Here is a 12,544-nt window from a genome sequence, read left to right as displayed (position 1 = left end):
AGATCCACATCCTTCATTCATCATTTTATAGTTCTATCATAGCCTGTTTGCATTCGTTTGCCAAGCTTTTTTTCGAACATACATTCGCTTTTTTTGTCCGCGGCGCCACCTCCGTATCCGCAGCGGCGTCCGGACAAAAAAGAACCGCAGCTGCGAAATGCAAGCTACGGTTCTTCCGTTAACTGTCTCCATTGTAGACCATTCCCGATGCCCAGACAAGAGCACCCGGAATGCAGCCGGAGCCGAGCGGGCGCTGCGGCCGGCATGTTCATCCGGACGCCCGGCGGATCAGGATTCCTTGAGCAGCGTCCACAACCGGTACAAGGCGTGCTTGGCTGCGCGCATCCGCACCATTTCCCGGCTGCCGCCGGCTTGCAGCGTGTATACGGAAGCTTCCATGCCCTTGCGCGAGATGCCGATGTAGACAAGTCCGACCGGCTTCCCCTCGGACTCTCCCGGACCCGCCACGCCCGTTATGGATACGCCCCAGTCGCTGCCGGTCGTCTCGGACACCCGCTGGGCCATCAAGGCTGCCGTCGCCTCGCTTACCGCCCCTGGCGCTCCCGCGCCTTCCAGCATCTCCAACGGAATGCCGAGCAGCCGATGCTTGAGCGCATTGGTGTACGTGACGATGCCTCCCAGGAACTCTCCGCTGCTGCCGGGCCTCGAGGTGATCAGCTCGGCGAACAGCCCGCCCGTGCAGCTCTCGGCGCTGCTGAGCCTGTGCCTGCGGTCGCGCAGAAGCCGCAGAACGGCTTCCTCCAGCGGGATATCCTCCTGCGCATACAGGTAGCTGCCGACCCTGGACTGGATCGTCGCGGCCATATCGTCGATCCGCTTCAGAGCCTCCGCTTCATCCGGCGATTTGGACGACAGGCGGATCGTCACCTCTCCCTCCTTGGCATAAGGAGCGATCGTCGGATCGGTCTGGGCTTCGATAAGATCGATCAGCTCATGCTCCAGCTTGGATTCGCCGATGCCGGCAAATCGGAGAATTCGGGAGTGAAGCGCCGCTCCACGGCCGTATTCCTGAAGGATCCAGCTTGTCGCGGGGCCTTCGAACATCGGCTTCATCTCCATCGGCGGTCCGGGCAGCAGAATATAGCGGATGCCGTCCTGTTCAAGGGCGTTGCCGACGGCGAGTCCCGCTTCGTTGTCCAGTGCGGCGCTTCCCTCGATCGAATTCGCCTGCCTCAGGTTGCTCTCCACCATATGGGCGCCGCGGCTCGCGAAGAAGGATTTCATTCTCGCCAAGGAAGGCTCGTGGATGACCAGCTTGCGTCCGAGCATGTCGGCAAGCACATCCTTGGTGAGATCGTCCATTGTCGGCCCCAGGCCTCCCGTGAAGACGAGCAGATCGGCCCGGGAAGAAGCGATTGCAATGGCTTCTTTCAGCCGGGAGGCGTTGTCGCCGACGACCGTCTGGAAAAACACGTCGATGCCCAGGGCTGCCAGCCCTTGGGACAAGTAGCGCGCGTTGGTGTTGACGATTTGGCCAAGCAGCAGCTCGGTTCCGACCGCGATGATTTCGGCTTTCATGTTGGCATTTCTCCTCCGGGATTGGGTTTGTCGCGATGATTGATAATGGGACAATCGGCGGGAACGCGCCCGTGCACAGATTCCTCGATGACGGTCAGGCGTTCCAAGGCAAATGGAAGGATGGTGCCGGCGGCCCCATCCTTTCAGCTTACAAGAAAGGCCCCCGATCCCAGAGGGGATCGATGGCCTTGTCCAGCCGGTTATTCAACCGGGATGAGATTGCGGTTTTTGATGAAGTAGTCGATGCCCGACCATACCGTAATCAATGCGGCAGCCCAGCTCAGGATCAGATCCAGAGGCAGGTCCAGGAATGCTCCCGGGAAATTGTTGAGCAGCAGCACGATGATCATGGCGATCTGAACGCCGGTCTTCCATTTGCCCCAAGTGCTTGCAGCCAGTACGGAGCCTTCCAGCAGAGCGATCTGCCGGAGGCCGGTCACGGCGAATTCGCGGCTGATGATGACGATAGCGAACAAAGCGCTCAGCTTATCCATCTCGACCAGCGAAATAAGCACGGCAGCGACGAGCAGCTTGTCGGCGAGCGGATCGAGCAGCTTGCCCAGATTGGTCACCATCTTGTTCTTGCGGGCCAAATATCCGTCCAAGCCATCCGTGCTGGCTGCGATAATGAATATCAGCGTGGCGATCATCTGCGTGTACGTAATTTGATAGTCCCCGAGCTTAATGGATCCCAGATCAAGACGGATCAGCAAAAAGAACATGATTACAGGCACGAGAAAAATACGCGCAAGCGTGATCTTGTTGGCCAAATTCACGCGGGTTCCCCTCCCTGACAAAACTCTAACCTAAAGTATGTACGCTACCCGGGAGGCCATTCTCAAAAGAACGGACATAGCCGGTCCCTATACGATAAAAGTATAAACGAACCGAAAACCCGCTGTCAAAATTGTTACCGGAAATTCGTGTACTGCAGCTCCAGCTCCAGGTTCGCGCCGCGGAGCAAAGCCATGACGGCCTGCAGGTCGTCGCGGCTCTTGCCGGTCACGCGCAGCTGGTCTCCCTGGATCTGGCTCTTCACTTTCAGCTTGGAGTCGCGGATAAGGATATTGATCTTCTTGGCGTCGTCCTGGCCGATCCCCTGCTTCAGCTTGATGCGCTGGCGCACGGTGCCGAGCGAGGCGGCTTCAATCTTGCCGAAGTCCATATTCTTGATCGGGACGTTCCTCTTGATCATCTTGGTCTGGAGAATGTCGATGACGCTCTTGAGCTTGTACTCGTCGTCCGACTGGACGACCAGCTCTTCCTTCTCCAGCTTGATGCTGCTCTTGCTTCCTTTAAAATCAAAGCGGTTCTCGATTTCCTTCTCCGCTTGGACAATCGCGTTGTTCAGCTCCTGCAGATCGACCTTCGATACGATATCAAACGAATTTTCGGAACTCATGGCAAATCCTCCTTACATGGCATTCCTCTTATTATAAAACATCCGGCTGCGAAAGTATAACCGGCGGGGACGCCGATGCATTTCCGCGGGACAAGCCTGCGGCTCTGCGCATCTATCCCATCGAATCGAATACAGGCAGCAAGGCCGTCACCATCGGCCTCCCTTTCAACCGCCGATCTTTACGTTCCAGCCTCTTAGGATCGTGCAATCGAAAAAGGCATCCCGCACAGGGATGCCTTGTCGTGCTGCTATTGGCTGTTTTCGGAATCCGAGCCGCTCGTGCCGTCGGTTGTTCCGGCCGAATCGGCATCGCCGCCGGATGCTGCATCTCCTCCGGATGCCGGCTCGAACTGGATCTTCTTCGAGCTTGGACGGTCTCCGTCGTCGATCAGCTGGCCGCCGACCGTAATCTCGGTATTGTCCGCGCGTCCGGTATTGAGATAAATGACGTCATCCACCGGTACGGACAGAGTGTCGCCGGCTTCGGCCGCTTTGTTGTACAGGAATTCGCCTTTTGGACCGCCTTTGCGAACTTCGATCCATGCGGTGCCGGTAAAGCTCAGTTCAATGGTGACGGCGCCGTTGGTCTTGTAGTAATCAATCTTGCCCGACTTGCGGTCGAACGTCACGGCCCCTTCCGGAGTCGGGGTCGGAGTAGGAGTCGGCGACGGAGTCAGGCTGGGCGACGGGCTCGCCCCTCCGGCAGCATCTCCCGGAGACGGCGATTGTCCAGGTCCGGGCGTATTCGTCGTGATCGGCGTTTCGTCCGCGGTGGGCGTCTGCCGGTCCGGCTTGATGACGAAAATCCAGATCAAGACGACGATCAGCGCCAGAAAAGCCCACATCAGCACGGAAAACCCCAGCTTGCCGACCCGTTCGGAGGTCGCCCTCGAGGTCGATGCCTTGCGCGGCGGCTGCGGGGCAGCGGCCGGCTCTACCGCCGAAGCCGCCGGCGCCGCAGGAAGCTCGTTCTTGTAATAGTTCAGAAGCTCGTCGGCGTTGAGACCGACCGCCTCCGCGTAGTTCTTGACGAATGCACGCGCATAAAAGCTGCCTGGAAGCGCGGCGTAATTGCCTTCTTCGATCGCGGTCAGGTAATGCTTGCGGATCTTGGTCATCTCCTGCACCTGGTCCAGGGAGAGTCCCATTTCTTCCCTTGCCGTGCGCAGGGTTTGGCCCAATTCAGACATGGTTGGCCATGCCTCCTCTCAAATTAAAAATCGTTATAATTGACGGTGAAGGAATCATAGGAGATTTCTTCGTCCGGCGTATTGCGAAGCTCGATAATAGTCGTAAAAGTGCTGTAATCATAATTGGATTCACGGATAAAGATGTCCGGATGTTCGATGACCTTGGTCGAGGGCATCTCCATGATTTCCTGGAGAAGGGCGTGATGGCGCTCGTTGGAGCGGATCGTGCTGACGATGCCGTCGATGATGAAGATATTGTCGGGATTCATTTCCTCGCTCGACAGCTGGCTGCGCACCGTCTGGCGGAGCAGCGTGGAAGAAACGAACGTCCAGCGCTTGTTGGAGCAGACGCTTCCGGCGATGATGGATTCCGTCTTGCCGACCCTCGGCATGCCGCGCAGTCCGATGACCTGGTTGCCGTCCCGCTTGAAGATTTCGCCGAGGAAATCGACGAGCAGTCCCAGCTCGTCCCGCGTGAAGCGGAACGTCTTGCGATCATCCGAATCCCGTTCGATATAACGTCCGTGACGCACAGCAAGCCGATCCACCAGGCTCGGAGGACGCAGCTTGTTGACGGTGATGTTCTCTACCTTGGCAAGCATCTTGCCGAGAATCTCGATTTTTTCGTCGTCGTTGGTCTGAAGCAGCATGCCGCGGGTGCGGTCCTCCACCCCGTTGATCGTAATGATGTTGACGTTGAGCATGCCGAGCAGGGAGGCGATATCCCCAAGCAGGCCAGGCCGGTTCTTATGTATTTTATACTCCATATACCACTGTTTGGATTCCATTAATCACACCGTCCTGAGGTAATGAGCTGTCTTTATGCCCTTCATTATAAGCCTACATTCTACATGATTCGGCAAGAAACCGCAATGATCATGCCGACGTTTTTTGGGCGGCGGAATCTTGATGTCCGCAGCCAAGTAGAAAAGCCCCCGAATGGGAGCTCTCCGCCAAAAGTCGATGATTAACCGTGATTGACCAGCTTCACCATGAGGCGGGCAATCGTCTTGCGCTCTTCCTCGTCTCCGACGTCCCAGATCTCCTTCAGCACGCGCTGCTCTTCGTTTTTCGGATCGACCTTCTCATCGAGAAAAGATCCGATCTCATAAGCGAGGTTGCCGAGGGTTTCCTCGGTAAGCCCCATCTTTTTGCCCTGCTCAACGCGGTCGGACAGGAATTCCTTCCATCCTTCAAAGCTCGAAAGTACAGTAGACATGCTTCGTCGCCTCCTTGGTCGAATAGAGAAAGAAATCATCAACGACCCTATTGTGTGCGGAGGCCATCTTCCCTATACGACGACCAGGGCTGGAAAAAAGTTGCGGCCGGACCACTCATGTGATCCAGCCGCCGTTCGGACTGATGACTTGACCGGTTATGTAGGATGATTCCGGCAAGGAAAGGAAATAGACCAGCGAAGCGATCTCATCCGGATGGGCCAGCCTTCCGGCCGGAATTTCCTCTTCCAGCGCCTGAAGCTCGCCTTGATCGAGATGGCTGTTCATTTCCGTGTCGACCGCTCCCGGAGCGACCGCGTTGACCGTTACTCCGGACGGCGCCAGCTCCTTGGCCAGCGATTTCGTGAACGCATTGACCCCGCCTTTGGTCGCGGAATACAGCACCTCGCAGGATGCCCCGGAGATGCCCCACACGGAGGATACATTGATGATTCTCCCCCAGCGCGCGCTCACCATCCGAGTCATGAACAGCTGCGTGCAGAGAAACAATCCCTTGAGATTGACCGCGGTCACGTCGTCCCATTCCTGCTCGGTGAGGTCCGCCAGCATGCCGTAATGCGAGATGCCCGCGTTGTTGACGAGAATATCCGGAAGCAGCCCTGCCGCTTCCAGCTTCTCCTTCATTCTGCCCAGACTCTCCCTGGATCGCACGTCGGCGGAAACCGTCATGACCCTGCCGCCGCCGAGAGCGATGCATTCCCGGGCCGTTTCATTGGCGCGTTCATGCGAATTCAAATAATGGATGACCACATTCATTCCTTCCGCGGAAAAGCGCCGCGCGATGGCGGCGCCTATGCCCCGGCTTCCCCCGGTAATGAGTACGGTCATCTCCTGCAAGCTTTTCAAGCTTCCGCCGGAGGCAGCACGACGGACACGGCCAGCTGGCCGAAGTCGAAATGCTCTCTCAGCCGGGCATTGGCATCGTCAAGCGTGATGCTCTCATAAGCCGGCAGCAGCTCGAACAGATCCTGTCCGCGGAATTTGTAGCGGGTGAATTCGCCTGCGATCGACTCGGGAGAATTGAGCATCCTCAGGTAGCTTCCGATGCGCTTGCGCTTCGTTCTCTCGAAAGCTTCGGCATCAAGGCCGCTCTGCTGCAACGACGCTACCGCTTCCTTGACCCGCGCGACGAGAGCGTCCGGGTCCTTGGTATCGCCTCCGATGATAGAGAAGCCGTAATCGGTGCTGCAGTTGTATTCATATCCGAATGAATCGGAGATGAGATTGTCGTCGTACAGCTGCTGATAGGTCGGGGAGCTGGATCCAAGAATGGTTTCCAGCATCAGCTTGGTCGTGACGTCCCGGCGCAGCAGCGCAGCGCTGTCCAGGCCGTTGGTTTTCTCCTTGAAGCCGAACAGGCACTTCGGCAGGGAAACCTGAAGCTGGATCGCTTTTCGCGGCGTATTCACGCCTTGCGGCTCGGGCTCGAAGAAACGCTTGATTTCGCCTAGAGGCTCATATGTCTTCGCAGCCTGGTTGGACCGCACCAGCTCGAATACCTGCTCCGCATCGACGCCGCCGACGATGAACAGCAGCATGTTGGACGGGTGGTAGAAGGTCTCGTAGCAGCGGTACAGCATTTCCTTGTCGATCTTGTAGATCGATTCCACCGTTCCGGCAATGTCGATATGGACCGGATGCACCTGATACAGCGCCTCGATCAAGCCGTAGTAGACGCGCCAGTCCGGATTGTCGCTGTACATGTTGATTTCCTGCGCGATGATTCCTTTTTCCTTGTCGACGTTCTGGTCCGTAAAGTAAGGATTCTGGACAAAATTGATCAGCGTCGTCAGATTGGCCTCGATCTGCTCCGTCGCCGAGAACAGGTAGACCGTCCGGTCGAAGCTCGTGAACGCATTGGCGGAAGCGCCTTGCGAGGCGAACGTCGCGAAAATGTCTCCGGTCGGCTCCTCGAACATTTTGTGCTCGAGAAAATGGGCGATGCCATCCGGCACGCGGGCAAGCGGTCCGTCGCCGATGCCGAAATGATTGTCTACCGAGCCGTAGCGGGTGGAAAAGGTCGCGTACGTTTTCTGGAACCCTTCCTTGGGCAGCACGTAAACCTGCAGCCCGTTGGGCAGCTGTTCGTGGTAAAGCGTTTCTTCGACGCCGGGATAACTGAGCTTCTGCATGTTGTCAGGCCTCCTTCTTGTCGCGCAGGAAGTAGATCGTATCCAGCTTGACGCCTTCCGCAACCCTCACGATGTCTTCGGGCGTTACGGCCCGCACTTCTTCGAGCAGCTGGCCGGCTGTCCTCTCCTTGCCGGAAAGAACGCTGTTGAAATCATACGAAATCATCTCGTAGGCGGAATCCTGGAGCTCCCGCAAGGAATTCGTCAGCATGGCTTTGGTCTGGCTGATCTCCAGCTCCGACAGCTCGCCGCGCTTCATGCTCTCCAGCTGCTCCTGGATGATGGCGACCGCTTTGTCGTAGTTGGCGATTTCAATGCCGGACTGAATCGTGCACAGCCCTTTATGGCCGTCCAGCCTCGAGGAGGCGTAGTAAGCCAGGCTTTCTTTTTCCCTTACGTTCATGAACAGCTTGGAATGCGGATAGCCTCCCAGAATGCCGTTGTACATCAATGCGGCGGCATAGTCGTCATCGCCGTAGGCGACTCCCGTGCGCAGGCCGAGATTCAGCTTTCCCTGAGCCACTTCAAGCCGTTCGACGACATTCTTCACCCCGTCTTGAGGGAAACGGATATCCGGGCTTCCGTACTTTGAGGGAGCGGTATCGGGAAGCTTGAACGAAGCCGCTGCGAGCTCCTTCACTTCCTCAAGCGTCGTATCGCCGACGACATATAGGTCGAAAACGGCCGTCTCCAGCCAGCGGCGGTAGGAATCGTACAGCGATTGCGGAGTGATGGCTCCCACGTCGGCGATGCGCCCGAGGGCATGCAGCCGGTAGGGCTCGTTGGCGCACATGATTTCCATGCAGCGCTCCGCCGCATAGCGGATTTTATCGTTGATGATGCTCTCCAGCTTTTTGGTGAGCGTAACCTTTTCGCTGTCGACATACTTGCTCCGGAAGGCTCCGTTGTCCAGAGCCGGCTGAGTGACCGCTTCTCCAAGCAGCTTCATGGAAGCGGCGAGCAGCGACTGCTCCGCGGCGACGAAGCGGTCGTTGATGACATCCATCCGGAATTGGACGATCTGGGAATTGCCCCGCTTGTAAATATCGAAACCAAAGCCGGCGCCGTACAAGTTGTCCAGCTGCTCCCGGAACTGGATCGTCTCCGGATGCGAGGCCGTGCCGCGCCGCAGCACGAACGGAGCGAGCGCGGTTTCCGTGACGGTGGATTCTTGCAGCGGAATGCCCGCGAATAAAGAGACGGCGAAGGTTTTGAACCTTTTGGTCGGCAGCACATGCAGCCGGATGCGGCCGTGGCTCCCTTGCTGAAACGCCATATCCGAACCCCTTTCCGCGCCATGTTGGCGATAGGTAATCTGTTCCATATTGTATGCCATTCCATTCTATCTCAGCCTAAACAGAAGAAGCAACCGGGGTCAGGCTTGCCCTGGCCGGCTGCTTCCGAGCTTTACATGCAGAAAATATGCTTGCCGATCGTCTTCACTTGCTGACGCGACCAGATCCATTTGGAGGTGGCGGTTTCCGGATTGAAATAGTACAGGCAGCCGTCCGAAGGATCCCAGCCGTTGATGGCGTCCTCAACGGCCTTCTTGGCCCGCTCGTTCGGCGTCAGCCAGATCTGGCCGTCCGCGACTGCGGTGAAAGCGAGGTTCTGGAAGATGACGCCGGATATCGAGTTCGGGAATTCAGGCGACTTGAGACGGTTGAGGATGACAGCCGCTACTGCAACCTGGCCTTCATAAGGTTCGCCGCGGGATTCCCCGTATACGGCATTGGCCATGATCTTGATGTCGTTGGCCGACAGGTTGAGCTTGTTCGACTTGCCGATGTCTCCGCCGGAATTTCCTGCGTTTCCAGTGTTCCCAGCGTTGCCGCCGGCGGCAGTGCCGGATTCTCCGCCCGGAAAATCGGCTGCCGTCGGCTTCCAGTTTTTCGTCGCTTCCCACAGCTTGAGCTTGGTCTTCGCTCCGACGACTCCGTCGGATTTCATGCCGAACTTCCATTGGAACCAGGTGACGGAGTTTTTCGTCTTCGGTCCGAAGCTTCCGTCGATCTTGCCCTCGTAATAGCCTAGATATCGGAGACGTCCTTGAAGCTCCACGACATCCTTGCCCGATGAGCCCTGACGGATGGTGGCGCTGCTGAACGTTTCGCTTGACCTGCCGGGCAGCTCGTCCTTGAGCGTATAAAGGCTGAGCACCAGCAGCATGGCCGCGATCGTCATGACGATCAAACGTATCTTCATAGTCGGGATCTGCCTTTCTCTAGCGGGATGCGCCTTAAGCGATGCACGGCCTTGCGTCCGCTTCGCCAAAGCGTTTGACAGTCCCTAGTATGAGAAAGCAGGTCTCCTTCTATGCATGTTTCTGGCTCGCCTGGAACTGGTCCGCCGTCATCAGCACCTCGCGCGGCTTGCTGCCCTCGTAAGGGCCGACGACGCCTTTGGCTTCAAGCTGATCCACAAGCCTGGCGGCCCGTGTATAGCCTACCCGCATGCGCCTCTGCAGGAGCGATACGGAAGCTTGCTGGGCATCGACGACGATCTGCATCGCCTGATCGAAAAGCTCGTCCAGCACTTCTCCGTCTCCCGCAGCGTCGCTGTCGTCCAGCTCAGGCACGAGGTCCTCCTTGTATTCCGCCGCGGCCTGGGATCTTGCGTAATCGACGACGGCTTCCACCTCGGAATCGGACAGGAACGCCCCTTGAACCCGGATCGGCTTGGACATGCCGACAGGCAGGAACAGCATGTCCCCCCGTCCCAGCAGCTTCTCCGCTCCGACCATGTCGAGAATCGTCCGGGAATCGACCTGCGACGAGACGCCGAAAGCGATCCGGGAAGGAATATTGGCCTTGATCACGCCTGTGATGACGTCCACGGACGGACGCTGGGTCGCGATGATGAGATGGATGCCGGCCGCCCTTGCCATCTGGGCGAGTCGAGTGATCGAATCCTCGACATCCTTGGCCGCGACCATCATCAGATCCGCCAGCTCGTCGACGATGACGACGATGTAAGGCAGCACGGCGGCAGGGTTGTCCTTCATCAGTCCGTTGTAGCCTTCTATGTTGCGGGTGCCCGACTTCGAGAACAGCTCGTACCGCTTCTCCATCTCCACGACGATCTTCTTGAGCGCCAGCGAAGCTCGCCTCGGATCGGTGACGACGGGAGCAAGCAGATGCGGAATGCCGTTGTACATGTTCAGCTCGACCATTTTGGGATCGATCATCATGAACTTCACTTCGTCCGGAGCGGCTTTGTACAAGATGCTCGTGATGATGCCGTTGATGCAGACCGACTTGCCCGATCCGGTAGCTCCCGCGACAAGCAAATGGGGCATCTTGGCCAGATTGCCGACGATGGACTGACCGGCGATGTCCCGGCCGAAAGCGATCGACAGCTTGGACGCCGCGCTGGAAAACGTCGGCGTCTCCATGACTTCGCGCATGGTCACGACTGCGACTTCGGCATTCGGAACCTCGATTCCAATGGCGGATTTGCCCGGAATCGGCGCTTCCATCCGGATATCCTTGGCAGCCAGCGCGAGCGCGATGTCATCGGTAAGGCTGACGATCCGGCTTACTTTGACTCCTGTCGCGGGCTGGACCTCGTATCTCGTGACCGCAGGTCCAGGCACGACATCCAGCACCTTGGCCCGGACCCCGAAGCTCTCAAGCGTCGCCTCGAGCTTGCGGCGCGAGTCGTTCAGATCGCCGGTATCGGCGCCTCTGCCCGAGCTGGCGGGTTTAGCCAGCAAGGAAAGCGGCGGCAGCCGGTATGGCTTCGTTTCCCGCACTGCTGAAGCCGCTGCTGGCGATGGCTCCCCATCTCCTTCGGGACCTGCCAATGCCTCCGATATCTCGGCAGGATGGCGGGAAGGCGCTGGAGCGGGGAAATCGTCTTCCGCCAGCCATTCGCCGGAGTCCGTTCCATCGGCTTCTGCATCCAGGCCGCCCGTCTGAGCGCCTGGAACCGGAACGGCGGGAAAGGCATTTCCCTGGAAGGATGCATCCTCCCAATCCTCTCCTTCTTCGTCCTGATCGTCCCAAGGAGGCGGATCGGCTGCGGGCAGCACCCGTTCTTTCGATTCCCTGCCTTTGATAGAGACGGCCGGAGCGCCGGCGGGCTTGCCGGCCGGCTCTTCGTCGATCAACCAGTCCCCTTCCTCATCAGCTTCTTGCCCTTCCTGGTTTTGACTCCCCCAGCTGAAAAAGAGAGAGCGTCCTTTGCGGGGCGACGGAGACACCGTCGTGCTTCCATAGTCATCGTCATCGTCGCCGTTCAGCCCGAGGGCGAGATGATCGGCAGCCGCAGTCCTGCCGACCGTAGAGGCCGATGGCTGCGAAGCCGCGGCAGGAGGCCTCGGCTTGCGCGGCCTTGCCGATGCTTTGGCCTGCAGCAGCTTGATCATATGGACAGCCCGGATGCGGATCATGCGGCCGATATCGACATAGGAGCGTCCCGTTATGAGCATCAAGGAGATGGCGAACATGACGATGAGAAGCAGCTTGGCTCCAAAGTAGCCAAATAGCGTATAGAGCAGGGAATATTGAATCGCTCCGAGATAGCCGCCGCTGATCGATCCGGCAGCGGGCGCCGCCGCTGATCCGCCCGCAATGAGCACGCCTTCCCTAATATCCTGGCCGAGCTGCTGCATGATGGCCGATCCGCTGATGAGGTCGCCCGGACCGAGCTTGCGGTCGATCTCCGACATCGAGCTCATGAGCGTGAATGCGAACACGAGCAGAAGAATTCCCGTCCGGCGGTAAGTCCAGCCGGTCGGCCAGGAACGGGTGACCATCACGTACAGTCCGACTGATATCCCGACAATCGCAAGCACAAAATAAAACTTGCCCAACAACAGCTCGAACAGCTTGGACAGCGATCTGCCGACCGTAGCTTCGCCGGATAAGGCGATTACCGAAACCGTGATGAGCAATATTCCATAAACTTCATATTTTAAATTTTCGCCGAAAGTGCGTCTTTTGCGCCGACGTTTCTTGGCCAACATCCCTCACCTCTGGTTCACTATTATACCATAGGAGGTGAAATGTTCCTATCGCCCGAGACGCCTGGAATGATTTC

General features: G+C 57.9%; 11 protein-coding genes. All 11 read right to left on the bottom strand.

All coding sequences use genetic code 11. From position 1 onward, the window contains the following. Positions 1–288: 288 nt before the first annotated feature. The 11 genes from PHU01S_RS15790 to PHU01S_RS15740 all read right to left on the bottom strand — a co-directional run bounded on the left by PHU01S_RS15790 (position 289) and on the right by PHU01S_RS15740 (position 12,470). A complete protein-coding gene (locus tag PHU01S_RS15790) occupies positions 289–1,539 on the bottom strand; it encodes a competence/damage-inducible protein A (RefSeq protein WP_127508414.1) in 1,251 nt (416 codons plus the stop codon). A 200-nt stretch (positions 1,540–1,739) separates the two neighbouring features. Then, complete coding sequence (gene pgsA / locus PHU01S_RS15785; protein WP_048746444.1) at positions 1,740–2,315, bottom strand: CDP-diacylglycerol--glycerol-3-phosphate 3-phosphatidyltransferase; 576 nt, start codon at positions 2,313–2,315, stop codon at positions 1,740–1,742. 134 nt (positions 2,316–2,449) lie between these two features. Beyond that, positions 2,450–2,941, bottom strand: a complete 492-nt coding sequence (locus tag PHU01S_RS15780) for a YajQ family cyclic di-GMP-binding protein (protein ID WP_021879390.1) — start codon at positions 2,939–2,941, stop codon at positions 2,450–2,452. Between the two features lie 248 nt (positions 2,942–3,189). Continuing rightward, a complete protein-coding gene (locus tag PHU01S_RS15775) occupies positions 3,190–4,131 on the bottom strand; it encodes a helix-turn-helix domain-containing protein (RefSeq protein ID WP_049867526.1) in 942 nt (313 codons plus the stop codon). Between the two features lie 23 nt (positions 4,132–4,154). Continuing rightward, positions 4,155–4,919, bottom strand: a complete 765-nt coding sequence (locus PHU01S_RS15770; protein WP_048750012.1) for a DUF3388 domain-containing protein — start codon at positions 4,917–4,919, stop codon at positions 4,155–4,157. Positions 4,920–5,098: 179 nt separating this feature from the next. Beyond that, positions 5,099–5,350 (bottom strand): DUF3243 domain-containing protein, encoded by a 252-nt coding sequence (locus PHU01S_RS15765; RefSeq protein WP_048750011.1) that lies wholly within the window; start codon positions 5,348–5,350, stop codon positions 5,099–5,101. Between the two features lie 115 nt (positions 5,351–5,465). Next, the gene (gene ymfI, locus PHU01S_RS15760; RefSeq protein WP_048750013.1) at positions 5,466–6,197 is read right to left on the bottom strand and encodes an elongation factor P 5-aminopentanone reductase; all 732 of its coding nucleotides are present in this window, start codon (positions 6,195–6,197) and stop codon (positions 5,466–5,468) included. Positions 6,198–6,211: 14 nt separating this feature from the next. Beyond that, positions 6,212–7,501, bottom strand: coding sequence for an EF-P 5-aminopentanol modification-associated protein YfmH (gene yfmH / locus PHU01S_RS15755; protein ID WP_049867527.1), 1,290 nt, complete (start codon positions 7,499–7,501; stop codon positions 6,212–6,214). Between the two features lie 4 nt (positions 7,502–7,505). Continuing rightward, the gene (gene yfmF / locus PHU01S_RS15750; protein WP_048748602.1) at positions 7,506–8,777 is read right to left on the bottom strand and encodes an EF-P 5-aminopentanol modification-associated protein YfmF; all 1,272 of its coding nucleotides are present in this window, start codon (positions 8,775–8,777) and stop codon (positions 7,506–7,508) included. Positions 8,778–8,908: 131 nt separating this feature from the next. Beyond that, a complete protein-coding gene (gene sleB / locus PHU01S_RS15745; RefSeq protein WP_048748601.1) occupies positions 8,909–9,706 on the bottom strand; it encodes a spore cortex-lytic enzyme in 798 nt (265 codons plus the stop codon). 109 nt (positions 9,707–9,815) lie between these two features. Then, positions 9,816–12,470: a DNA translocase FtsK gene (locus PHU01S_RS15740; RefSeq protein ID WP_164763084.1), complete on the bottom strand. Its 2,655-nt coding sequence runs from the start codon at positions 12,468–12,470 to the stop codon at positions 9,816–9,818. Positions 12,471–12,544 lie beyond the last annotated feature (74 nt).

Origin of the sequence: Paenibacillus humicus NBRC 102415 (genome assembly GCF_004000905.1) — a bacterium.
Lineage (GTDB): Bacteria > Bacillota > Bacilli > Paenibacillales > Paenibacillaceae > Paenibacillus_O > Paenibacillus_O humicus.
Note: the sequence above shows the minus strand (reverse complement) of the source record. Positions and strands in the feature narration are given on the sequence as shown.